This window comes from Virgibacillus dakarensis (assembly GCF_900155625.1).
GTDB lineage: Bacteria > Bacillota > Bacilli > Bacillales > Amphibacillaceae > Lentibacillus_C > Lentibacillus_C populi.
Genome location: NZ_LT732553.1, coordinates 439833 through 464940, shown reverse-complemented (window position 1 = coordinate 464940; position 25108 = coordinate 439833). Strand labels below are relative to the sequence as shown.

The following is a 25108-nucleotide window of genomic DNA, read 5'->3' as shown; positions in this document are numbered from 1 at the left end:
ACAGCGTATAAATTTATAGTTTCCCCACTAGCGTTGCAGGAAAATAAAATATAAAAGTCAAGAAATATATTTTATGTGAAATTTGGCAATAATGGCAATTTAACCTTTAAAAGTCATAAAAAAAGCCTTATAATTAGGGTATGGTAGTCCAGTCCAAATCCCTAACTATAAGGAGCTAACATGGACAATAATACCATAAAACATGTATTTAAGGAATACATTCATCCACTGGATACAAAAGTTATACAAAAAATGATTGACCATGCCCAAATCGATAAATATGTAAAAAAGCTTGGTGTACTCACGTTTATCAGAACTTTCATTTATGCTCAGCTGAAAGAATTAAAGAGTCTTGGGCGGATAAGCGATAATGTAAAACGCAAGAAAATGGTACAAAGACTTGTTGGCATAAAGCGTATTAGTAAATCTCAGCTTTCACGAAAGCTGGGTGAAATACCGCCTGAAATTTTTCAGGTTATCCTGCATCATCTGGTTCAAAAATTGCATCAAGAACTCGGTTCCAAGCAAGCAGATAAGGCACTTGGAAAGATACATTTAATCGATTCATCAACGATCTCGATGTGCCTTAGCCAATATGAATGGGCCGTTTTCCGAGAGACAAAAGCTGGAATAAAGCTACATACTTCCGTCAATTTTTGTGATGGTGTTTCTTATCCAAATGACGTGATTCTTACTCCTGCAAAGCCAGCAGATGTCACACAGTTAGACCCATTAATTTTGGGTAAAGATGCGCTTCACGTATTCGACCGCGGCTATTTCGACTTTGGCAAATTTGAGTATTATTGTGCAAACGGAATTCGATTTGTCACCAGAATTAAAGCAAATACGATCGTTCACGTGATAGAGGAACTACCTGTAGATCCATCCTCTGCAATCATTCGTGATGCGATGGTGAAAATCGGAAATATGAAACATCCTTTACATTTGGTAGAAACATTGGATAGTAAAGGCAACCTCATTTCGATTGTATGCAATGATGCAAAAGTGAGCGCGCAAGAAATTAGTGACCTCTACCGTACACGTTGGCAAATCGAATTGTTTTTCAAATGGATAAAGCAGCATTTGGTCTTGATAAAATTTTACGGACAAAGCGAAAATGCCGTATTCAACCAGATTTACATCGCGATGATTACATTCTGCTTAAATCTGTTAATGAAAAACAAATTAGGATATAAAGGTACATTACTGGAAATGTTCAATTGGGTAAGTGATTTTTGGTCTAAAAGTCTTTCGAGCTTCATAAAAGAACTTTTCAAAAAACCGGATCGAACATCCAACGGACGCCGAAAGATGCAGCATCAGCGAATATTTGAAGAAACCTTAGCACAATATGAATCAGGAGATGTTTTACATTTAGATGATCTAACGTACGATCCACTCGTTTAAATAACTAATGAATTCCAAAAAATGGATGAAGGACTACCTTTATAGCCCTATTATCTTTTTTTCTCTGATTCACGAAGAAGGTGAGACTGAATATTCTTTATAATTGATAAATGTAAATAAGTTACAAATCAAAATGGTTGACTAGATCTTTTATTTTTTATGCAACGCTAGTGTAGTTTCCCAGACAATAAAAAAACAGCCCAATCAGACTGCCTGTAATATTGTTTGTTTCAACGCTTCCTTCAAATCTTCAATTAATTCGTCGCTATTTCTGCATTCCAATTGACGGAAACCTTTTTAGTCAAAATCAGGGGTAAGAAACCCTCCCCTTATTCCACAAAAACCTGATGCCATTCCTTACGGTGTGCCAGCATCTCCTTTGCAATCTCTTTTGCACCATCCAAGCTGTGACTGGCAGCCCAACCACATTGAACCTCATTACATGCAGGAACTTCATCGGCTTCTAAGACATCCTGCAACGTTTTTTCAATCGTGTCAACTATCATATCATAATTATTATTGTTAAAGATCGATAAATAAAATCCTGTTTGACATCCCATTGGACCGATATCAAGTACATTATCCATATGGTTGCGAATGTTTTCTGCCATTAAATGTTCGAGTGAATGGAGACCAGGCATATCCATATGTTCCTTGTTCGGTTGTTTAAAACGAATATCGTATTTGTATACCTTATCACCATTTACACCCTCCGTTACCCCTACTAACCGAACATAAGGTGCCTTTACCTTCGTATGATCCAAGTTAAAGCTTTCTACATTCATTTTCTTTGTCATCGTTTTACGTCCCCTTCACATTTTTAACCGATAATTCATTTACTCGCCTAAATAATTTCCTTCAAATATTCTCTTTAAGTTCAAAACGCTCTTGTTTTTATATAACTTGACCGATTTATTAAAACTAGTAACAAACCAAGATTAGTGTGAATTATATGCGTTTAGCATAGCATAAATTGGCGGTTTTTTCAAAGAACTGTCAGGCTTGAGCATTAAAAAACGAGCACCCCGTTAGGATACCCGCTTTACACTTTGTGTACTTATTGGTTATTTTGTGGAAATACCCGTTCAATCATATTGCCAATCTGGTCGAAGAATCCTTCAATTGGTTCACCATTGTCTACATCATCTGCATAGTTATTGGCCAAATTTAGAAAATCAGGGTTTGTGGAAACATAAACATTATCGATATCGTTGTCAACCGACTTAACAATATCAGTGATTTTTTGTTTTACTTCATCGGTCAGTTCATCACCATTATTATTGTTATCATTGTTAACACCGTTGTTATTGTTGTTAGTATCATCCATTCCAATGTTGTTGTTGCCATTCATTCCATTGTTATTGTTCTTATTGTTATTATTGTTGTTGCCGTTTATTCCATTGCCATTATTGTTATTTCCATTATTGTTGTTCACATTACCGTTGTTGCGATTATTGTTATTTTCATCTAAGGCTGCTGCTACATATGCATTATTATCTGTTGTTAAAACATATGCCCGATCAATTCCATCTACCTCATCGGTTATTCTATCGGCAGCTTCTCGGGCAATCTCATATCGGTCGTTGTTGTTCTGGGCATTATTATCGTTAAGATTTCCCCGATCTCTGTCAGCATTTTCTGCGTTTCGTAAGTTTTGACCATTATTTCGATCATTTGCAGTGTTATTTCTGGTATTCTCAACATTACCGTCCGCGTTGTCATTGCCATTTGCCCCATTATCATTTCCATTGTTTCCACAAGCAGCAAGCATAAACATTGCTGCAAAACCAACTAAAAAAAGTTTCCATTTCATTGTGTAAATTCCTCCTTGCTGTTTTGTCGTTAGTATGTGTCAGCAAGGCAGGTTTATACCGATATCCTGATTTTGGCAAATACACCATTTTTGTTTCAGACAATATATATAAAAAGCGGAGAAACTACAAATAACCCTTGAATTATAAGGAGGGGAAAAATAATGGATATACCGGATTACGACAAAGCGTTATATTACTCACTGTGGGGACAATGGGACGATTTATTGGTTTTAATGGTGCGAACAAACGATGATATGCTTTCAAAAAAAATTCAAAACTTTTTACATGCCTATCATTATTCACTCGATCAAACAAAAATTCTTCAGTTGCATGATGAGCTGCTTTACTATATTGACCATGCCATGAAGCACGTGCCAACTGCTGTTATGGAGGTCTAATGCTAAAAGGAATGCACCACCTTTTCGGTGCATTCCCTTTTTATTTATTATGATAATAATTGCCATTCTCTTTTTCGTTATCTTGGTGGTTGTTTTTCCTATGTTTATTTTCACTCGGTTTGTGACTTTGTTTATGGTTATGCTCCTTAGTATGTTTTTCGTCCCAATTATCACGAGGGTGATATTCCTTGCGATTATCACTTTGCTTGTCCCGCCAATTTTGCTGATTGGGGTCATGATCCGTTTTCGAATGATGATTGCGATAATTCCTTTGGTTCTCTTTTTCGCTGTTATTTTCTTTATGCTTATGGTTACTGGTTGCTTTTCCATTTTTATCTTTTAATTTGCTGTGATCCTGCTGGTGATTGTTTTCTTCTGTTTGCTTTTTTCCTTTTTCTGACTCATCTTGCAAATTTTCTTTTGGCTTATCCTTATTATAAAAAGATCGAATAATAGCTTTTTCTTCATCATTTAATTTTTCCTTTTCCTCAACATGCTTTGGAAAATCCTTTTCCTCGAGCTTTTTGGCCATAACCTTATTCATTGACAAATCCTTTTCCCTGGCCGTCTTTCTGATTTCTTTCGGCACACGAAATGTGACAATTTCCCAATCGGTTTGATGGCCACTAAAATAGCTATCTAATGTATCCAACACAGAAACGTCACTATTCTCTCTGTAGCTGACACCAACCATGACGTTCTTGCCGTTTTTAATGAAACCCGACTTTTCACTGTTGTCCATAATAAGCGCAACCATTTCTTCCAGTGATTTATTTTTGTAATCGCTTAACTTCTCTACAAGAATTTTTGCATCATCGTTTAACGCTTTCACTGACCGGACATGTAACTGATCATCAATTTCCAATTCAACACTTGGATTAATGTCAACATTCACATAGGCATATGTTTTGCCGCTGCCTGCAATAAAATAAAAAGGAACTGCAAATAGCAGCAGCAAACAAGTAACAGCAATCACTCTAAAGGAATTTTTTACTTTCTCCTTGGGTCGAAAAAAGAATAAATAACGTTTGTTTGCCTCCAGTATTTCAAAGGCAACTTCTGTACCAATTCTAGCATCTCCAACAGGCTTTGCCTTCAGAAACAGGCCGCTTCCCGTCATAATTATCGTGTATTGGCGATGTTTTTCCATTACGATCCCTTTTTTCACTTACCCACCCCCTTAAGGTAGTCCTTAAGATACACAAAATCATTACTAAGCACAATGAATATTGCTAAAATATACTTCCGGTTGCGTTCCAGTGTTTTTTTACTGACACTTACTTTTTTCACTAAAGCTTTGATTGGGAGCTTTTTCTTGCGCTCAACAAACTCCTTTAATGCAGGATCATTAAACAGGATCCTCGCTGTATGAACCGCAGAATCTCTGGCATCCCTATGCTTGGGAGATATTTCAGTTAATTCAGATAATGTTAATTTATACATTTTTAGCTTCTCTTTAAATTCGGCAATTTCCTCCCTTCGATACAATGCCTCCTGTTCTTCCCGATAAATCTCCTTCACAGCAATTATTTCACTGGGGTTTTCCATTTGCTCTTCATCATAACTTTCATCCAATGAAGCTGCTATCGGTGTTTTTTGCACATAACGAATATAATCGATCACTTTCCGCTTTACGACCAGTTTGGCAAAGGATAAAAAGGAGCTCCCCCGCTCCGGAGAATAAGTTAAAATAGCCTCGTTAAATGCGGCTAAGCCAACGCTGAATTCATCATCCTTTTTCGGATCAATATACCGTTTGCACACTTCTGAAACACATTTGGCAATAAATGGCTGATAAGTCTTTAAAAGGTAATTTTGTGCATATTCATCCCCTGATTGGACTGAGGTTATCATTTCTTTAAGGGATTTTTCTTTTAATGACCGATTGCGAATCAACCTGAAACACCCCCAGCCATTATAAAATACGAGTTATGTTTTAACTTTTTGGGTGTATTTAGCAAGTATTTATCATTTAGCAATTTTATTATATCGTTCACGATGTATCCACCATCTTTATTTTAATTAATAAATAATCAGCTTACTCATCAATTTGAATTGACTTTCAGCATTGACCATATGCAGTCAATATACTTAATCCTACCGCAAGCGGACAAACCTTGCTATCACAGAATATTTACAGTTTGTTTAAATCTTGATTGCAAAAAGCAAAAGCAATGCTTGGGACTGTTTGAAGCTGGCCATGGTTAGGTAAGAATAACGCAGGGAACATCGACAGAAACATCTACGAAAACGGCTTTTGGAACGAAAAAAATAGCCTACAACCTGCTTCGGCCATAGGCAATTTATCGATGAACCGTCGAGCTAGAGATTTTTCATGATCTCTTTTCTTGATTCATACCCTATTTCCTGGCTGAACATATCTGTCGTACAATCTACATACAGATCTTCTTCCAGCCAATCTACTGACTGAATCATTTCCATCTTTATTAAATAGAGTTTGGTGGCGGGAACGTCGATTCCTTCGATAATGAGATAGCGAATTTTCCAGTATTCATCATCAAAAATGAAATCAACCACTGTACCGAGTCGGCCATCGTTAGCATGGGCTCGTATTCCAATTGACTCCGCCTCGCTGCGTAATTCATAGTCGTTGTTTTCGTGTAATGGATCCTGGTATACAGTTCTTTCGGCTTTCATGTCCGGCAGAGGGGTAAACGGCTGATCCTGCCCGCCCCAGAGCATGTTCCCCAGCCAATAGCGACTCCAACCGTAGTAACCAGCCAAGGTAAACTCAGTATCTCTAGTGATTGGTTCACCCTCATTGATGGATGGACTATTCCGAATCGTCTCCTTGTCCAAATTTACTTCTACCAGACCGTCTAACTCATTTACATGTTCAAACGATGCCGGTGATAAGAGAACTTTCCTTCCCGGCAGCCATTTTCTCGTATCAACAATGCAATAACGAATTGCCCATTTACGATCATCAAAATAAAGATCTTGCATTTTACCCATTTCCCCGTCTGTCGCATCAATTCGATAATTCTTTAATTCTGAACTGAAGTATAACATGGGAATACTACCTCCTGATTTTTGTGTTATAGGTAAATACCCCCTACAAATTTTCTCAAACAAAAAAGAGATGAAGCCGGTTTACCTCTTAAGTTGCTGATGCAAATAATCAATTGGTACGACCAGGCCAACTTTCCCGTAAGTTTCATGATCGAGCGTTGCAAATACTACACCAATCACACTACCTTGTTCATTGATAACCGGACTGCCGCTGTTCCCGCGGTAAACCGGCGCCTTGATCATGAGTACATTCTCTTCCCAATCATCCAAGCGTATATAATCAATGATGGTACCTTTATTCGCGATTCCATTAAACATGAGTGGGTTTCCAATAAAATAGATCGCCTCATCTGGCTGGAATACTGGCTGATCAGCTAATGTCAAATAGGGCAAGTCTTTATGTTTGCCGTCAATTTGGATCACTGCCAGATCAACCGATGGATATTTTCGGATAACGTTCCCCTCAAACAAACCATCATCGGGAAAAGCTACGGTAACAGCTTTCTCTCCTTCAATAACATGATAATTTGTTACAATTGTGCCAGTATTAGAAATCGCAAAACCAGTACCTTTACTGTCACCTGTTTCAACGACAACAACGGCTTTTTTATAGGCGCTGATATCATCCTGGGCTGATAATTTTGCCGATGTGATCAGAAAATTAATGGCGGGGATCGAAAAGGTTTTCGGAATTAAGGCTGCAACATTTATTAGCATTGCAACTACAATTAGCCAAAACGCCCACTTCGGAAATGAGCGCTTCGGTTTACTTTTCTCCTGCTGCGATCGCTCGACAGCTTTTTTACGTTCTTCTTCCACCAGCTCAATCAATTCTTCTTCATCTATTTCTTCATATAAATCATCATCAATCACGTCACGGGTCTTTCGTTCCTTATGGTCCATACGTCACCTCAGGTTATACAGCCTCTCTTGCCTTCCCTTGCTGCATTTGATACATCTGATGATACAGGCCTTTTTGTTTTATTAGCTCTTCATGATTCCCTTCTTCCATTATTTTACCATGTTCCAGCACAAAAATGGCATCTGCCTGCTGGATAGTTGATAAACGATGGGCAATCACAAGTGTAGTACGACCTTTTTTCAATACTTCCAACGCCATTTGGATAATATTCTCCGTTTCAGTATCAATGTTTGCGGTTGCTTCATCCAAAATCAGGATTGCTGGATCAAATGCAAGTGCACGGGCAAATGATAGCAATTGTCTTTCCCCTAGTGAAAACGCTGATCCACCTTCTGTTACCTTTTCATCATACTTATTTGGCAGTTTTTCAATGAAACGATCAGCACCAACCGCTTTCAAGGCAGCGATCGCCATTTCCCGGGTAATAGTCGGATCATTCATTGTGACGTTTGAAATAATCGTTCCCGAAAACAGAAATGGATCCTGTAACACTATCCCCATGTAGCTTCTGACCTGCTGCCGGGACCATTCGCTTGTTTTATGGCCATCAATGGTAATCGCACCCTTTTGTGGATCATAAAAACGGAATAACAAATTCATGATTGAACTTTTTCCCGATCCAGTATGGCCGACAAATGCAGCAGTTTGACCGGCACTTACCGAAAAAGACATATCATCGATAACATAATCCTTATCATTATAAGCAAATGAGACGTGATCAAATCGGATGTTCCCGCGATATTTCGCAATTTTTGCATCCCGTACATCTTCGCCGTTGCGGTCCATCAACTCAAATACACGGCTGCCCGCTACCCTCGCTTGCTCAATCAGTGGAAGCTGATTGACAATATCCTCAAGCGGTTCAAATAATCGGTTCAAATAGTCAACAAATGCGTATAAAACGCCAATCGATATAATGCTTCCAGGTTCCAGCGAAGCCGATCCAAAATACCATATAAAACCGACAAAAGCTAAATTGCGAAATACAGTAACAAGATTATAGGAAGTCAAAGCACTTAATTTAACCAGCTTGCGTTGATAGGTGAAATTACGCTCGTTTAATACCTCGAATTCTTCTTTTGTCTTTTTTTCACGACTAAACGCCTGAATAATCGGCATCCCTTGAATCGCCTCATTAATATTAGCGTTAATAGCACTAACGGTGGAACGAACGACTTTATTATATTTCGTACCAAAATGCTTATAAACCTTCATCCATCCATAGATCAACGGAATTAGCAGTAAACTGAATGCCGCCAATTTAACGTCCAGAACAAACAATGCAACGAAAATTCCTGCCATATAAATGACACTTGTTACGACAATCGATAATACCCGCTCATATAAATCACGGATCGCTTCCGTATCATTGGTAATCCGGGCGACAATTTTACCTGCAGGTTGATCTACATAATAATTGATCGGAATCCGCTGTGTATGGGCGAAAACATCATTACGCATTTTTTTCACGATTTGATTGGAAGCCTTTTGTAATAAAAACGTCTGGAAAAACTGGAAAAACGCCGCGATAACAAGTAATACTATATATAGTCCGAGCAAGAAAATAATCGGTCCCTGTTCTGGTTTAAAAAATGGATAAATCTCCGACAAAGAAAGCTTCTCCCCAGTAAATGTCCGTGTTTGGTCCGTTTGCTTAATCGTTATAGTATTCCCCTTAGCACTTCGTTTTCCGGACAGCGGGACATCCTCGTCGACAAAATAATAGTCATGGCCAACCTGCAAAATTGTTGCTGTTTCTCCTGATTGCTCATCATTTGTAATTCGGTCTGCTCGTTTATAAAAATCACGCTCATACGAAACTGTGTATTTGTCATTCTTGTTTTCAACTTGCCGCCAATTTCCTTCCACACCAAGAATATGGTCATCAATTACTGTTTTGGCAATTAAAGGTCCTGCCAGTTCAAGTGCAACAGCAATAACAAGACAAATCAAGCCGATAAAAATACCCTTTTTAAATTGTAATGCATAATTTAATAACCGTTTTTCTGTTGATTGTTTCATTAGGAGATCGCCTCCTCATCCTCTAGCTGCTGCAGCAGGTATTGTTCTTTATACCAGCCGCCTCGACTCATTAACTCCTCATGTGTTCCTTCTTCAACAATCTTTCCATCTTCAAGTACAACAATCTGATCCGCATGTGTGACAGCTGAAAGCCTGTGTGCTGCGATAAACGTTGTCTTATTTTGCCGTTCTTGCCGCAAATGCTCAATAATTTTCGCTTCGGTTTTCCCGTCGACTGCGGACAGCGAATCGTCCAAAATTAAAATTTCCGGGTCTTTGATAAATGCCCTGGCAAGTGCAACCCGTTGTTTTTGACCACCCGACAATGTCACACCACTTTCACCAACTTGGGTGTCCAGACCATTTGGCAGTTGTTTGATATCATCCAGAAAATGCGCCAAATCCATAACACGATAGATTTCCTCATCGGTGGCATCTGATTTCCCGAACCGGATATTTTCTCGAATTGTTTTAGAAAACATGATCTGGTCCTGTGGTACATAGCCAATCCAAGCTCGAATTTGCTCCAAACTAATTTCCTCAAGGTCAACATCGGACATTTTAATGCAGCCTACTAGACCTGGATACTGTCGAAGCATCAGTCTAAACAAGGTCGTTTTACCAGCGCCGGTTTTCCCGACAATCCCAATTGTCTCACCGCGTTTCACCTGCAAATTGATATGACTTAGTTGCTCTGTCGCTGTCTCCGGATAAGAAAAAACAACATCTTGAAACGTAATGGTATCTACCGTTTTCACCGTTTTCGGATTTTCACAGTTTTTTACGTCCGCTTCATAATCCAATGTCTCATTAACACGGTCTAATGACGCATTGCCACGCTGCAGAATATTAATGAGTTCACCAACCGCAAACATCGGCCAAATCAGCATTCCAAGATAAACATTAAACGTAACCAAATCACCGAGTGTTATTCCATTTTGAAACACAAGTAATGCGCCATACCCGATGCCAATTGTGTAGGATAGCCCGACAAGAATTTTCATGGTCGGTTCGAATAGTGCATCGATTTTAACCACTTCAATATTTTTCTGATAGACATCCTCCGTCATGTCATGGAAACGCTTCTCATCCTGTTTCTCTTGTACAAACGCCCGGATAACCCGGACACCGCGAATCGACTCCAATACATCGTTGTTCATTTCCCCGAAAGCAGCCTGCGCCTTCATGAATCGGGCATGAATCGCTGCACCATATTTATTCATCACTGCTGCCATAATTGGCAATGGAATCAGCGCAGCAAGGGTCAATTTCCAGCTGATCGTAAAGCCCATCATTGCCACGATCATTAACATGAATAAACTTGAATCCACAAGGGTCAGCACACCAAATCCTGCTGTTAACTGGATAGATCGTAAATCATTGGTAGCCCTGGCCATCAAGTCTCCCGTCCGATATTTTCCAAAAAAGGTTGGGGTCATCGCTAAGAAATGATCCATTAGCCTGCTTCTGGTCCAGCGTTCCAGAATAGCTGCTCCGCTAAACAGCGTGTAATCCCAAAGGAAGGAAATCGCATAATGAATAAAGATTAACAGCAAATACCCTGCTACCATCATTGTTAATAATTTTAATGTCAGTGTTTCAAACTGTATCTTATCAATTGCAAATCCAACCAATTTAGGAGGAAGCAAACCAATCGCACTTGCAATAATTAGTGCCACAATGGCAAATACATATCTTTTCCAGTAATGCTTAAAAAACCAATCAAGCTTCTTAAAAACCTGAAACATGTCAATCACCTGCTTTGTTCATAAAATCCAATAACGTTATATTGCTTTCAATAGCTTTTTACATTTTATCCCACCTCAAAAACAAAATAAAAGCACACGTCGCTATGACGCATGCTTTCCAAAAAGGGAATCCCCCCATTAATCGCAAAAAGGCCACAGACAGATGTGACCTTTATAAACAGATTTAGAATATGTATTACTAAAATACGTTTCCACTATCCGCGAAGGTCACACGATATATAAAATTAGGGTTCATTTGCTTTAACTGCAGTTGAAGCTGAAGTTGTATTTGCTTTTCCATAGCCGTGACCTCCTCTCATTTTTTGGTTCCCAATAATTATAGTATTAGCAAAATTTAAAGTCAATCTTTTTTTTAATTCTTTTCAAATATAGCTGAATTTAATCAAGCAGAACGTGCAGTGAAGGCTTGGTTAAATCAGCAGGTGCGTACATAAAAATGCTGGACACTGCTGACCATGACCAATCCTGCTACTGAATATATACCAACAAGAAGAGAACTCTTTAAAACGTCTTTCATCTGGTAGCGAAGGACAAATCACGGTGGTGGAGCCTGACTAATGTCACTCATGGAAGAGATGAATGCCCAAACTCGGTGGTGGAGCCTGACTAATGTCACTCATGGAAGGGATGAATGCCCAAACTCGGTGGTGGAGCCTGACTAATGTCACTCATAGAAGAGATGAATGCCCAAACTCGGTGGTGGAGGTAGTAAGAAGTTGCTCATCGATGTGATGAAGTCCCCAAATGCGTTCGGCAATCCAGTTAAAGATTCCATTATTTGCATTATGAAGAACTCAGGAGTCATCTTATAACGTCAGAACCCGGGTTTGACAACAAAGTTCCAAACTCAGTAATGTCATGGATTTAAGCTTCAACCTAATTATTGTAGTCCTAAATTGTGATTTTAAATAATGGTATGACAGGCTTTATAACGTCTTTTTTGGAACTATAAGCCATTATTAATATAATAAAAAAATAATTAAAAAAATTAACACCAAACTTGGGTTAGAAATCTAAATTTTATTCGTAATATGTCCATTGATGAACTCCTACAAATTATATACTTTCCTTACCAACAAAAAAGACACAGCCTGATATACACATCATCTGCGTCTTTTAAACTCCATGCCGCGCTTCCTTATCTGGTTTCATCTTAACTTTATTTGTTCCAATTGCTAATCCTTTTATTACTAAAGTGACCGTTTTTAAGTCCCCTCATAAGGTGGTGAATCATTCCAGTAAAGACGAATAACCATACGGCAATTGCAACAACTACCATGAATTTAGGTATAATCAACAGAAAGGACAATCCCAGTGCTTTGGAAAATTGAAATGTACTTGTAGTATACATCGCCAGCGGAAATGCCATACCCCAAAATTGCGGATCATAGGATAATGGATAGTGGTGAATACCATGTCGCCAGATTGCCAGGATAAAAAGCAACGGGATCCACCATGTGCCTGTTATCCAGAAAAATAACGTGAATCCTTTCAAAAACGGAATAATCTGGTTTAACAACGGCGACAGATCGGCATGTAAAATTAGTGTTGATCCAGCCAAAGTGGTAATCGCTACTGCTCCCATATTAATCCAGTAAGGGGGTGTCAGTGCCTCAAACTTGAACTCCACAAATGTAAACCTGTAGAAAATAAGTGTAATGATATTTAAATAGAGCATACACCCCAGGAAATACATAGCCAACGTAAAAAACAGAACGACCTGCTGCTTTTCCCCACCTATATATGGGGCAAGCAGTGTACCTAAAATGGAAACAGATTGTGTCGCAACCGATGCAATAAGCCAGGCGCCATTAATTCCTTCTGACATCGTCGGCTTGTTCTTTCTAATGGTGACAGCCGTAAAAAATGTGTACATAATGATGAACCACAAAATGATTGCCAGGATCCACAAAAATTTCGATATTGTATGAATATGTACTACGATAATTAATTGACTGCCAAACACGCATGTTCCAGCAACTAATGTAAAAAAACCAGGTCCGTTTAAATGGCTTGTTAAATCCTTGATCACTTTTGGGAAAAAATAGATAAGACGAGTTAAGGTTAATATCCACAATATTATATACGCAAGCACATTAATAAATACGAGAATCCAGGAGATTGTATGCATTTCAAGCAAGTGTGTCCCAATCGATAATGCCCCTGTTGCCATGACAAGCGCAAAATAGCCAGAAAAGAGATTCTCCGCTTTTTGTTTCAAAAAATGTATCAATATCTCCACCTCCCGTTTCAAAACATTCCTTTATTGCCTTATCAAGGTTATCATAGCGCCGTTTAAATAGGAAATCCTGCCGGAGCTTATTCATCCTTAATATCAACAACATGGCTATCTTTGAAACCAATAATTTTATAGGCACTACCTGTATACTAGTTTAAAATCATAAGACAAACTATGAAAAACATCATAACAAAGCTATATGACAACCTTTTGCCTTTACACTTCAGTGGAAGACACGTCAGGTTTATCTATTTTTAAACCTTTGACAGGTGACTGAAATACACAATGAGAAGAACTTGAAGAAAAACAGGATTGGAAAATGGGAAAATTAATTACGTCGACACCAGGCCTTGCATGAGCTGTGGAAGGGAAATAAGAATAACAAATAACAAAGACTATCGCTTATTAGAATGAAGAAAATCACTCTATTCCCAAGTGATTTTCCAGTTTATCAATGTATGAATTTTTTCTATTCAGTTCCAGCCTGGCCATTTTTTAAATGAAAATACTCTCTTTCCAGAATAGAAAAATAATACTGGTCAGTCCATTTATTTTGCCAAAACAGCTCTTCCCTAAAAATAGCTTCTCTTTCCATACCAATATGTTCCATCAAAGCTGCTGAACATATATTATTTGCATTGCACATGCCAACTACTTTATGTGCATCCAATTTTTCAAAAGCAAATTGTAATAAAAGTTTGGCCGCCTCGGTACCATAACCTTTTCCCCCATATTCAGGAAGTATTGCAAAACCAATTTCCCAGCTCTTTCTATATTCATTATCGCTCCATATTTGTGCTAAACCAATCGGAGTTTTACTTTCATCCGCTGCTAAAGTTACAATAAAATCGTAACTGCTTGGCTTTCCGTTTTCCTCGATCTTATGAATATATTCTTCGCGTACAACCTTTTCATCCGACTGTACGTATTCTTCAAAATACCACAAATTTTCATCACATTCTATTCTACAAATAAAATCCAAATCATCAATTGATATTTTTGACAGCAATAATCTTTCCCCAAAAAGCTCCATAACACTTCTCCTTTGATGTGTACCAATTCTTTAGCACCATATAGCTCCTAAAATCGTCTGTAAGCAATTATCCACAGTGGTGTCTTAAGGCGGAATCTGCTTTTTATTTTCTCCCTCTTAGCACCATAAAAAGAAAAATTCCAAATCACCATATGCGATTTTGGATCAAACGCTATACAAAATATCAATTTTCATTATAAACGATCGTACTTTATTTTAAAACTGCACACATTGCTTTCTGGAAAAAGCACCCCTGCCTAAATCTTCAAATGTAGGGGTGCTCTGTTATAAGTATCTACTCAAAAAATATAAATCCAGTACTGGAAAATTCCGGTGCCGTCACCACTGACTGCCGACCCTTGGTACCCGACCTCTGTTTTATGCTTTCCTTGTTCTGCTTCGGTAAACAACGTAATTTCTTCTCATATATCGGAGCGGCAAGCTAAATACATGGACAAGGCGAGTAAAAGGCCAGACAACGGCAATCCCGTAAAATGCTGTTATATGGACTTTAAACCAAACCGGCACCCCGGCCATTAATTCTGGCTGTACATGGAAGACGAACAATCCCCTAAGCCATGGTGCAATCGTCGTCCGGTAATCAAAGCCATTGGCATCAATATTCGCAAATGTTGCCGATAATCCGGACCCAATTACGAGCAAAAGAAAGAACAGAACCGCCCAGTCCCCTTTTGACGATGTCGCTTTAATCCGTTTTACTGTTAAACGGCGCCAGTAAAGTAGAATCAGCCCAATGAAAGCGGCAATTCCTGCTGGTATGCCGAATACTAATGCCACTGTATGGTATAAATGCTCTGAAATACCAAGAGAATTGTACAGGCCTACTGGTACAATCAGGCCAAGAAAATGACCACCAAAAACAATCAGTATCCCCCAATGAAATAATTGAACTCCAACACGAATGCTTTTTTTGTCCAAAAATTCACTGGACTTCGTGCTCCAGCCGAATTGATCACGCTGATACCGGTAAATGTGTCCGCCGATAAAAATAGTTAAGACGATATAGGGTAAAACTCCCCACCATACGAAATCAATCATGTCCTTCACCCCATCTCCCTACGCTGTTTTTACCAGACCATTGCTTTTCATTACCGAAAGCAATGCATCCAATACGTATACATAATCACTTTCCGCTTTTTGCAGCTGGGTACGGATTTCTTCAATATTTCCCATATACATTCCTAGAAGTTCCGTACTTACTGCAACACTGACATGCCCACAAAACTCAAGCATTAATGGTAAGTAGTCAGGCAGCTCTTTGTCCGATATTTCATAACCATTGGATGCATAAAATTTCTTGAGTTTTAGCAGTTCCAGACCGCGTTCCCGCTGTTCACCAAGTTTTAAATACGTTATATAAAGGTTCGTAATTTTTCCGAAGTCAAAGTACTCGATATAGTGATCGACCCATTCTTCATACGTTAGCTGCTGAACACGATTAATAAACGTCCCAAGCTGATTACGAACATCCTGATCCGTTAGCTCGTTGATAGCATCTTTTATTTCGGGGATTGCTTCCTTCGAACGATCCGGATATTGCAGGATAAAGGCGATTAATTGATAGCTTGTCTGTACTTCTCGTTCATTCATTTCTTCCATCCTCCCCAGCCCTATGATAAGACGCCACAGCTTCCTGGCCCGCCGGCAAAATCCAAACCACACGCTCCCTGCTCACTATAAGCATCTTCTGCCATTTCTTTATGACTTTTTGGAATGACGAAGCGGTCCGTATATTTAGCAATTGCCAGTAAGCGGAACATACTCTCAATTTCCGGTTCCGTTAAACCGAGCTGTTCAATTAAATCGGTATTAAAGCTTTTTCCGGTTTGCTTTGCCCGCATGTAATTCCGCATCACGGCCATTTTCTTCAGTACCACACGAATTTGTTCCGTATCCCCTGCCGTCAGCAGATTTGCCAGATATTCAATCGGAATCCGCATTTGATCAATCGCCGGGAAAATATCCTCCGTTTCTGCTGTCGATCCCTTTCCTTCAATTACATTCATAATTGGACTTAACGGCGGAATATACCAGACCATTGGCATGGTTCGATATTCTGGATGTAATGGTAAGGCAATCTCCCAATCCATGATCATTTTATAGATTGGTGACTGTTGTGCTGCCTCAATCCAATCTGCCGGAATTCCTTGCTTTTTCGCCTCAGCAATAATTTCCGGATCGTCCGGATCAAGGAAAATACCTAATTGCGCCCTATATAAATCTCGGTCATTTTCAACTGATGCCGCCTCTTTAACTCGATCGGCATCATAAAGCATGACACCGATATAACGAATCCTGCCGACACATGTTTCCGCACAAATGGTTGGCTGTCCGTTTTCGATTCTTGGGTAGCACAATGTACATTTTTCTGCCTTGTTTGTTTTCCAGTTAAAATATACTTTTTTGTACGGACAGGAGGTCACGCAATGACGCCAGCCGCGGCAGGCGTTTTGGTCTACCAGGACAATCCCGTCCTCATCACGCTTGTACATCGCACCAGACGGACATGCCGATACACATGCCGGGTTAATGCAATGTTCACAAATCCGAGGAAGATACATCATAAATACATCTTCAAATTCCGTTTTAATCGATTCTTCCATTTCAACAACATTCGGATCCCGAAGCCCTGTTACATGCGCCCCAGCAAGGTCATCATCCCAGTTTGGCCCCCATTCAATATCCATAAATTCATTAGTAATGGCGGATTTGGCACGGGCAACCGGCTGATGTTCTTTCTCTGGACTGTTTGTCAATGTTTCATAATCATATGTCCATGGTTCATAGTAATCTTCCAATTTTGGCTGGTAAGGGTTATAAAATAAATTTAATAGACGATTCGCTTTACTGCCGGACTTCAGACGCAGTTCGCCATTTTCCAGTTCCCAGCCGCCTCGGTATTTCTTCTGGTCTTCCCATTCTTTCGGATAACCAACACCAGGCCTTGTTTCCACATTATTAAAATACATATATTCTGCACCAGGGCGGTTGGTCCAGGTGTTTTTACATGTCACACTGCATGTATGACAACCGATACACTTATCCAAATTCATTACCATGCCAACTTGCGCTTTAATTTTCAAGCCAGTCAACCTCCTTCAATTTCCGAATGATTACGTTTAAGTCACGCTGATTTCCTGTTGTTCCATAGTAGTTGAAACCATAGCTTAATTGCGCATAGCCACCGATCATATGAGTTGGCTTGACATGAATCCGCGTTGGACTGTTATGGGTACCGCCACGGTTCTCTGTTAATTTTGTCCCCGGAACATGAATATGCCGATCTTGAGCATGGTGCATAAATGCAACACTCCTTGGAATCCGGTGTGAAACAACGGCACGAGCTACCACTACTCCATTCCGGTTAAAGCATTCAATCCACTCGTTATCTTTTACGTCAATTTCCTCTGCATCATCTTTGTTTAGCCACACTGTCGGTCCGCCTCTAAACAATGTGAGCATTGGCTGCGCATCGAAATACATACTATGGATTGACCATTTGTTATGTGGTGTTAAGTAGTTCAAAACAATTTCTTTTCCTTCCACTTTCGGCCGGTCAGCCCGAAATGGTGTATGATCCAAAATCGGTTTAAACGTTGCCATTCCCTCCCCAAATTCCAGCATCATTTCATGATCAAGATAATAGGACTGTCTGCCGGTTATCGTACGGAACGGAATCATCCGTTCAATATTCGTTGTAAATGGCGAATACCTTCTACCGCCTTTTTCTGACCCGCTGAATGCTGGTGAGGTAATAACCGTTTTCGGCTGTGCCGTTATTTGCGCAAATGTAAAGCATTCTTCAGTGCGTTCTTCTGCTAGGTCGGAAAGCTTGAGACTCGTTTGTTTTTCCAACGCTTTCCACGCTTTAACAGCCACTTTTCCGTTTGTTGTCGATGAAAGCATTAAGACAGCCTCACAGGCATCACGAGCTGAGGAAATATCCGGACAGCCATCTGCCACGCTTCCATCCTTCACTGTCCCGATTGTCTGTTTTACTTTTTCATACTCCTCTTTCATTTCCCAATTGATGCCTTTTGTGCCATACGGTTTTGAACCAATGTTTGGTCCAAGTGCCGTCAGCTTCCGGTAAATTTGCTTATAATCGTACTCCACAACATGAATTTGCGGCATTGTTTTCCCGGGAACTGGCTCACATTCTCCTTTCGACCAATCCTTGATTTCACCAAATGGTTGAGCCATTTCCTGTGGTGTATCGTGCAATAACGGTGTGGCAACCACCTCTTTAACTGGTTCTATATCAAGTTCTTCCGCTAACCGGGAAACTCCCTTAGCTAGCTCTTTAAAAATATCCCAGTCTGATTTCGATTCCCACGGTGATGCGATCGCTGGGTTAAACGGATGCACAAATGGATGCATGTCGGTACTGGATAAATCGTGTTTTTCATACCATGTTGCAGCAGGCAAGATTACATCGGAATATAAGGCTGTACCTGCCATCCGGAAATCAAGGTTGATTAACAAATCAAGCTTTCCTTCTGGAGTTTCATCGCGCCAGGTGATTTCTTCCGGACGTAAACTGTCATCATCTGAATTCAACAGGCCGTGTGTTGTTCCAAGCAGGTGTTTTAGAAAATATTCATGTCCCTTACCGGAACTCGAGATCAGGTTGGCCCGCCAGACAAACAAGTTGCGCGGAAAACTTTCTGGTGCATCGGGATCTTCAATGGCAAATTTCAGGTTGCGATTCTTCAGCTGCTCCGCTACATAGTTGCCGATTTCCTCCGGTGTTTCATACCCATTTGCAACTGCCTCTTTATAAATGTCTAAACCATTCCGGTCAAATGTCGGATACGATGGCAGCCAGCCGAGCCTTGCCGCTAATACATTATAGTCGGCATAATGCTCATACCGCGGTTTATCAACGGTTGCTGCTGTTAAATTACTTACTGGTATTTCTTCATATCGCCACTGTCCGGTCGCAAAGTAGAAAAATGATGTACCATTCTGCAGTTTTGCCGGCCCATGCCAGTCTTTAGCTGTTGCAACATTTGTCCAGCCTTCCGCCGGGCGCAGCTTTTCCTGCCCAACATAATGCGCCCAGCCGCCACCATTAACACCTTGAGCGCCGACCATAATAACCAGGTTGACAACGGCACGATAGATCGTATCAGAGTTATACCAGTGATTAATCCCGGCACCAACGATAATCATCGAGCGTCCACCCGTATCAATTGCGTTTTGGGCAAATTCACGGGCAATCTTCAAGACTAGCTCCCGTTTTACGCCAGTAATTTTTTCCTGCCATGCTGGCGTGAATGGTGTCTCATCATCATACGATTTAGCTGCTTCCCCACCAATACCACGGTCAATTCCGTAGTTGGCCAGCATTAAATCATAAACAGTCGTGACATACGTTGTCTCTCCATCGATTTCTACTGTTTTAACCGGAACAGCACGCTCCAGTACACTGCGTTTTTCAGCGTCGAAATATGGCATATTGACCGTTATTACGGAATCCTCCTGACCGAGAAAACTCAATGTCGGTTCAATCGCTTCTTCCGTATTTTCATCCACTAGCTGCAAATTCCATTTCCCTTTGTTATCCCAGCGAGCGCCCATCGTCCCTTGAGGAATCGCAAAATCGCTGGTTTCATGATTATACATTGCTGGTTTCCATTCACTGTTTTCCGATTTAATCCCTAAATCTTTCGCATGTAAGAACCGGTCGGCAACATAATTATCCTTACCCTTTTTCAGACGTACAACAAAGGGGAAGTCCGTATATTGTTTTGCATACGATTCGAAATACGGCTGCATATGCTGCTGGTAAAATTCATTTAAAATTACATGCCCCATTGCCATTGCAAGCGCACCATCCGTACCTTGCTTCACACTTAGCCAGTCGTCAGCAAATTTCGTTGACTCTGCATAATCAGGGCTAACTGAGACGACCTTGGTCCCTTTATAACGAGCTTCTACAAGAAAATGCGCATCGGGCGTTCTTGTTAGTGGAACATTCGAACCCCATGTCATAATGTAGCTTGAATTAAACCAATCCGAGCTTTCTGGAACATCGGTTTGATCACCCCAGATTTGTGGTGAAGCTGGTGGCAAATCTGCGTACCAGTCGTAAAAACTAAGCATCGGACCACCAATTAACGACATAAACCGGCTACCTGCAGCATGACTAATCATCGACATTGCCGGAATCGGTGAAAAACCGACATTGCGATCAGGACCATATTTTTTAATCGTATATAATGTCGATGCTGCGATCAGTGAAGTCACTTCATCCCAATCTGCCCGAATAAGTCCGCCTTTTCCGCGGGCACGTTTATACAAATTTGCCTTTTCCGGATCTTCCACAATACTTGCCCAGGCCTCAAGAGCATTCTTATTGGCTGCTAATGCGTCACGCCACAGCATCAGCAATTTTTTTCGTACGTATGGGTATTTGACCCGTAACGGACTGTAAATATACCAGGAAAAACTGGCACCACGCGGGCATCCGCGCGGCTCGAATTCTGGCATATCCGGGCCTGTTGTCGGATAATCCAGCTGCTGTCCTTCCCAGGTGACGATTCCATCCTTCACATAAATATTCCAGCTGCATGACCCTGTACAGTTCACACCATGTGTACTTCTGATCACTTTGTCGTGCTGCCATCTTCTTCGATATACATTTTCCCATTCCCGATTACCTTCTTGTAACTGGCTGTGGTTATCCGAATAGGTCTCTTTCGGTTTCATATACGTTAATCTCTTCCATAATGGAGAATGATTCTTTTTCACAAGGATTCCCTCCGAGTCTATAGATTCAACTTCGCTCTACGCATTCATTAAAACAGGCAACTGATGTGTCCAACTGTGAAAAACATCACATCTGGAACAAAAGTCACGAAATCGCCATTTTTCATTGACTATTTCGGCACAATTAATTCGAAGTTTTGACGTAAAGTACTGAAGATTTTCTGGATGTTGCTGAAGTCCCAGGTGAAAAGATGCTGAAGTTGTTCCGGAAGATGCTGAAGTCCAGTGAAAATGCTAAACCAAACTCATCTTTATCTGTTACTAAATTTGTTCCATGCACAAAAAAATCCTGAGCAAAAAGCCAGCCCAGGATCCAAAAATTTATCATTTCGATTGTTTTGTTTCTGTTATATCACTAAACATGCCAACATAACATTCGATTTCTCCTGCACTATTTTTGATCGGACTAATGGACAGCCATTCAGGATAAACTTCACCGTTTTTTCGCTTATTCCAAATTTCTCCTTCCCAATATCCTTTTTCTTCAATAGTTTGCCACATGTTCTTATAGAAAGAAGGCCCTTGTTTTCCTGATTGCAGAATGCTTGGTTTTTCCCCTACTACTTCCTCTTTTGCGTAACCTGTAACCCTGGTAAAAGCTGGATTTACATTTTGAATAATCCGGTTTCGATCCGTCACCATAATTCCTTCAGCGGTACCCTCAATGATTTTGCTCTCTATATTCAAACGATCCCGGTAATACATATAAATAACAATAACAAAACTGACTAGCGAAAACTCTGACAATGCCATAAAACCAATCGCATAATGTCCTGTCATATTAAATACGGTAGTCAGAACAATCGGTGGGAAAAACCCGCCTAATCCACCCATTGCCGCTACGATTCCATTGACAATTCCGGATTGTTTGGAAAAATACAGTGGAACAAGTTTAAATACCGTTCCATTACCAAGACCGACAAAAACTGCAACCGATAATGTCCCAATTGTATAAATGCCGATTGTCGGTGAAAAGGATAATAATACCCCAGAAACACTCGTTCCCAGAAATACAACCATTAGTATGATATATGGATTAAATTTATCAGCCAACCAGCCACCGATTGGACGTATGATTGTAGCCAGAACAATGAATCCAGCAGTTCTGATCCCGGCATCTGTCGGATTCAAGGAAAAATGATCCACTAAAAAACTCGGCAGATAAACCGTAAATGCAACAAATGCGCCAAACGTAATAAAGTAGAATAAACTTAAGAACCATAACGTCTGGTTTCGGTAAACAGCTTGCCATTGCTTCACCATGGAAACACGAACTTTTTTCTCTTGGCGATCCCCTAAAATAAAATTTAATGCAGCTAATACGAGCAGCAAAATTAAAAATAAGCGAATCGTATTAACCCAACCAATAGCTCCGGCTATTATCGGTGCCCCAAATGTTGTGACTGCTGTCCCAGCGTTACCGATCGCATAAATTCCATTAACTAGCCCATGTTTTTCTTTCGGGTAGTATTTTGGTAATGAGGTTACCCCAATTGAAAAAGTAGCACCAGCAACACCCAAAAATAGCCCCCCGATAAATAAATCAGCAAATGAATTCGCGATACTTAGGTAAAATACCGGAAACAGGAGGATAATGAAACTAATGATAAACATGCTTCTGGCGCCATACCGGTTCGTGTAAAAACCCAATGGAACGCGCAACAATGACCCAAGAATAACAGGGATAGCCGTAATTAGTGACAGTTGCCCCGCAGTTAAATGAATATCTTCATTCATGATTGGCATGAGAGATGAAATTAACACCCATACCATAAACCCGCCTATCAAACTGATCGTTTGCAGCGAAAGTTGAACATTTGGTTTGCCCATACAGCATCATTCCTTTCGAATTGTCTAAAATAAAATATTTACCAAATTGCCATGTTTATTTAACTTACATGCTATCAAATTCTGGATTATCATTTATCCTCAGGGATTTTTTCAACATTATTTGTTGGTTGTTTATAGCCTAGCAATAAAGCTCGTTTGCAACTGTGATAAACTTCACATGAACAGACGATATCGTGACATTATTATGAACTTCTTCTTGATATGCCTGTTCGGCATCTTGGACGATATTCTACTCGTTTTGGATAGTATTTGCGTAAAGTTGGACAGTATTCCACTCGTTTCGGATAGTATTTGTGTAAAGTTAGATAGTATTCCGCTCGTTCGGATAGTATTTGTGTGAAGTTGGATAGTATTCCACTCGTTTTGGACAGTATTTGCTCGATCTGGACAGATTCCGCTACTAGACGATTGAACGCCACTTGCTATAGTATAGTAGTTAGACGTTTACATAATGATTAAAGGAGCTGATGGACGTGCGTATTGAAGAAATGCTTGCGTACAACAAACAATTTGTCGAAGGAAAAGAATACGAGGCATTCAAAACGGATAATATCCCAAATAAACGGATGGTTATCGTTACATGTATGGATACACGACTAGTGGAATTACTGCCGAAAGCATTAAACATTCATAATGGTGACGTAAAAATGTTAAAAAACGCTGGTGCCATTATTCGTGATCCATTTGATAGTATAATGAAAGGAATCTTAGTCGCAATCTATGAATTGCAAGCAGAAGAAGTTGCCATCATCGGACACCATGACTGTGGAATGTCTTACGTAGAAACAGAAGTATTTACGCAAAAAATGAGGGAAAAAGGGATTACGACCGAAACATTGCAAACACTTGAAAATGCCGGAATCGATCTGCATGAAGAGTTCCGCGGTTTTAAAACGGTGGAAGAATCGGTTCAACATAGTGTATCCATTGTTCGCAATCACCCGCTGCTTCCCGAAAATATTAGGGTTCATGGATTCGTAATCGATCCGGGAACAGGGAAAGTTGACGTTGTTACATTGGACAAATAATACTGTACAAAATTTGCCTATCCTTTCCAGCTGCTTTCGATCAGGCAGCTAAGGAAGGCATTTTTTAAAAGATAAGAAACCAACATGGCTCCGCATTCGCGCAGCCACCATCTATGATGAAAAAGAATTTCTAGCCTGGATAGGAGGTATATCACATTCATTTATTGCCAATACAGTTTAATAACAATACAACAAGGCCGAAAATACTCTGGTGGATCCTGAAAGGGGATACCCTGTATAAGAAACGGGTTGTGACAGTATAGAAGTACCATCTATTGTGACTAGAACACGTATACAAAAGTTTTTCAATAATACTACTGTCATTTGTATTGTTATATTGGTAATGTGGTCATCCTCCATTAACTATAATATAAAGGAGACCCTAACCAAAATTGCTAAATTTGTTCAAAGAAAGGACATAGTATTTTATCTTTAGATCACAAATAAAGCCCGTAGATAATTTAACCCCTTCAAAAAATTGAATGATGAAGGGTCTAGCTTTGTATTGGCTTTTCTCGATAAGTGTTTTCATACAAAAGTATATAAATTTAGGCTCTATTCTGCTCTCGGCAGGGTAAGCCACGTCCGGCTCCAGCGCTAAAGCTGTAGTGGACTTCCTTCACCTCCGTACGATGAGTCAACATCGGTTCGGGTAAGAAGGAAGGCCGACTAAAAGCGGACTTTGCGTCCAACTCACGTCTACCCCTTTTGCAGGGGCATGTTTCCTTTATCTCCTACGGTGGGAATGTTCGGTTAAACCCGCCGCTTTGCGCGGCAACACCGAACCACCCTGCTTG

At 40.1% G+C, this 25108-nt stretch carries 18 protein-coding genes; 3 read left to right on the top strand and 15 right to left on the bottom strand.

The genetic code is table 11. The features are described 5' to 3' along the window. Nucleotides 1-180: 180 nt before the first annotated feature. Nucleotides 181-1407 carry an IS4 family transposase gene (locus CZ382_RS02325; RefSeq protein WP_088049366.1) on the top strand — a complete coding sequence of 409 codons (1227 nt, stop codon included), beginning with the start codon at nucleotides 181-183 and terminating at the stop codon, nucleotides 1405-1407. 329 nt (nucleotides 1408-1736) lie between these two features. Here the strand turns inward: CZ382_RS02325 and CZ382_RS02320 are convergent, their stop codons facing one another. After that, nucleotides 1737-2204: an S-ribosylhomocysteine lyase gene (locus CZ382_RS02320; protein ID WP_088049625.1), complete on the bottom strand. Its 468-nt coding sequence runs from the start codon at nucleotides 2202-2204 to the stop codon at nucleotides 1737-1739. Between the two features lie 260 nt (nucleotides 2205-2464). Further along, on the bottom strand, nucleotides 2465-3220 hold the full coding sequence (locus CZ382_RS02315; protein WP_088049624.1) for a YhcN/YlaJ family sporulation lipoprotein: 756 nt from the start codon (nucleotides 3218-3220) through the stop codon (nucleotides 2465-2467). A gap of 162 nt (nucleotides 3221-3382) precedes the next feature. Here CZ382_RS02315 and CZ382_RS02310 point away from each other — a divergent pair, with 162 nt between their 5' ends. Continuing rightward, on the top strand, nucleotides 3383-3619 hold the full coding sequence (locus CZ382_RS02310) for a YhdB family protein (RefSeq protein WP_088049623.1): 237 nt from the start codon (nucleotides 3383-3385) through the stop codon (nucleotides 3617-3619). Nucleotides 3620-3659: 40 nt separating this feature from the next. Here the strand turns inward: CZ382_RS02310 and CZ382_RS02305 are convergent, their stop codons facing one another. From CZ382_RS02305 to CZ382_RS02245, 13 genes are all read right to left on the bottom strand, one after another. Further along, on the bottom strand, nucleotides 3660-4787 hold the full coding sequence (locus CZ382_RS02305) for an anti-sigma factor domain-containing protein (protein WP_088049622.1): 1128 nt from the start codon (nucleotides 4785-4787) through the stop codon (nucleotides 3660-3662). Beyond that, the gene (sigI, locus tag CZ382_RS02300; protein ID WP_088049621.1) at nucleotides 4784-5515 is read right to left on the bottom strand and encodes an RNA polymerase sigma factor SigI; all 732 of its coding nucleotides are present in this window, start codon (nucleotides 5513-5515) and stop codon (nucleotides 4784-4786) included. The genes CZ382_RS02305 and sigI overlap by 4 nt, the downstream gene beginning before the upstream one ends. A gap of 426 nt (nucleotides 5516-5941) precedes the next feature. Next, nucleotides 5942-6652 (bottom strand): hypothetical protein, encoded by a 711-nt coding sequence (locus tag CZ382_RS02295; protein ID WP_088049620.1) that lies wholly within the window; start codon nucleotides 6650-6652, stop codon nucleotides 5942-5944. An 81-nt stretch (nucleotides 6653-6733) separates the two neighbouring features. Then, nucleotides 6734-7555: a S1C family serine protease gene (locus CZ382_RS02290; protein WP_088049619.1), complete on the bottom strand. Its 822-nt coding sequence runs from the start codon at nucleotides 7553-7555 to the stop codon at nucleotides 6734-6736. Nucleotides 7556-7568: 13 nt separating this feature from the next. Then, the gene (locus CZ382_RS02285) at nucleotides 7569-9596 is read right to left on the bottom strand and encodes an ABC transporter ATP-binding protein (protein WP_088049618.1); all 2028 of its coding nucleotides are present in this window, start codon (nucleotides 9594-9596) and stop codon (nucleotides 7569-7571) included. Next, nucleotides 9596-11344 carry an ABC transporter ATP-binding protein gene (locus CZ382_RS02280; protein WP_088049617.1) on the bottom strand — a complete coding sequence of 583 codons (1749 nt, stop codon included), beginning with the start codon at nucleotides 11342-11344 and terminating at the stop codon, nucleotides 9596-9598. Before CZ382_RS02280 ends, CZ382_RS02285 begins: the two co-directional genes overlap by 1 nt. A gap of 1180 nt (nucleotides 11345-12524) precedes the next feature. Further along, complete coding sequence (locus tag CZ382_RS02275) at nucleotides 12525-13607, bottom strand: tellurite resistance/C4-dicarboxylate transporter family protein (protein ID WP_088050951.1); 1083 nt, start codon at nucleotides 13605-13607, stop codon at nucleotides 12525-12527. Nucleotides 13608-14073: 466 nt separating this feature from the next. Next, nucleotides 14074-14637, bottom strand: coding sequence for a GNAT family N-acetyltransferase (locus CZ382_RS02270; protein WP_088049616.1), 564 nt, complete (start codon nucleotides 14635-14637; stop codon nucleotides 14074-14076). A gap of 378 nt (nucleotides 14638-15015) precedes the next feature. Beyond that, complete coding sequence (gene narI, locus CZ382_RS02265; protein WP_088049615.1) at nucleotides 15016-15696, bottom strand: respiratory nitrate reductase subunit gamma; 681 nt, start codon at nucleotides 15694-15696, stop codon at nucleotides 15016-15018. 18 nt (nucleotides 15697-15714) lie between these two features. Beyond that, nucleotides 15715-16248: a nitrate reductase molybdenum cofactor assembly chaperone gene (narJ, locus tag CZ382_RS02260; protein WP_159457750.1), complete on the bottom strand. Its 534-nt coding sequence runs from the start codon at nucleotides 16246-16248 to the stop codon at nucleotides 15715-15717. 20 nt (nucleotides 16249-16268) lie between these two features. Then, the gene (narH, locus tag CZ382_RS02255; protein WP_088049613.1) at nucleotides 16269-17741 is read right to left on the bottom strand and encodes a nitrate reductase subunit beta; all 1473 of its coding nucleotides are present in this window, start codon (nucleotides 17739-17741) and stop codon (nucleotides 16269-16271) included. Beyond that, nucleotides 17731-21414 (bottom strand): nitrate reductase subunit alpha, encoded by a 3684-nt coding sequence (locus CZ382_RS02250; RefSeq protein ID WP_088049612.1) that lies wholly within the window; start codon nucleotides 21412-21414, stop codon nucleotides 17731-17733. Before CZ382_RS02250 ends, narH begins: the two co-directional genes overlap by 11 nt. A 342-nt stretch (nucleotides 21415-21756) precedes the next feature. Further along, entirely contained in the window at nucleotides 21757-23262 is a 1506-nt protein-coding gene (locus CZ382_RS02245) for a nitrate/nitrite transporter (protein ID WP_088049611.1), read from the bottom strand. A 488-nt stretch (nucleotides 23263-23750) separates the two neighbouring features. Here CZ382_RS02245 and CZ382_RS02240 point away from each other — a divergent pair, with 488 nt between their 5' ends. Beyond that, nucleotides 23751-24311, top strand: coding sequence for a beta-class carbonic anhydrase (locus CZ382_RS02240; RefSeq protein WP_088049610.1), 561 nt, complete (start codon nucleotides 23751-23753; stop codon nucleotides 24309-24311). Nucleotides 24312-25108 lie beyond the last annotated feature (797 nt).

What these genes read in the sequence shown, in the direction of transcription:
- CZ382_RS02245 (WP_088049611.1), bottom strand. Translation starts at nt 23,262, where the DNA reads ATGGGCAAACCAAATGTTCAACTTTCGCTGCAAACGATCAGTTTGATA.
- narJ (WP_159457750.1), bottom strand. Translation starts at nt 16,248, where the DNA reads ATGAATGAACGAGAAGTACAGACAAGCTATCAATTAATCGCCTTTATC.
- narI (WP_088049615.1), bottom strand. Translation starts at nt 15,696, where the DNA reads ATGATTGATTTCGTATGGTGGGGAGTTTTACCCTATATCGTCTTAACT.
- CZ382_RS02285 (WP_088049618.1), bottom strand. Translation starts at nt 9,596, where the DNA reads ATGAAACAATCAACAGAAAAACGGTTATTAAATTATGCATTACAATTT.
- CZ382_RS02290 (WP_088049619.1), bottom strand. Translation starts at nt 7,555, where the DNA reads ATGGACCATAAGGAACGAAAGACCCGTGACGTGATTGATGATGATTTA.
- CZ382_RS02240 (WP_088049610.1), top strand. Translation starts at nt 23,751, where the DNA reads ATGGACGTGCGTATTGAAGAAATGCTTGCGTACAACAAACAATTTGTC.
- CZ382_RS02310 (WP_088049623.1), top strand. Translation starts at nt 3,383, where the DNA reads ATGGATATACCGGATTACGACAAAGCGTTATATTACTCACTGTGGGGA.
- CZ382_RS02280 (WP_088049617.1), bottom strand. Translation starts at nt 11,344, where the DNA reads ATGTTTCAGGTTTTTAAGAAGCTTGATTGGTTTTTTAAGCATTACTGG.
- CZ382_RS02295 (WP_088049620.1), bottom strand. Translation starts at nt 6,652, where the DNA reads ATGTTATACTTCAGTTCAGAATTAAAGAATTATCGAATTGATGCGACA.
- CZ382_RS02325 (WP_088049366.1), top strand. Translation starts at nt 181, where the DNA reads ATGGACAATAATACCATAAAACATGTATTTAAGGAATACATTCATCCA.
- CZ382_RS02270 (WP_088049616.1), bottom strand. Translation starts at nt 14,637, where the DNA reads ATGGAGCTTTTTGGGGAAAGATTATTGCTGTCAAAAATATCAATTGAT.
- CZ382_RS02315 (WP_088049624.1), bottom strand. Translation starts at nt 3,220, where the DNA reads ATGAAATGGAAACTTTTTTTAGTTGGTTTTGCAGCAATGTTTATGCTT.
- CZ382_RS02320 (WP_088049625.1), bottom strand. Translation starts at nt 2,204, where the DNA reads ATGACAAAGAAAATGAATGTAGAAAGCTTTAACTTGGATCATACGAAG.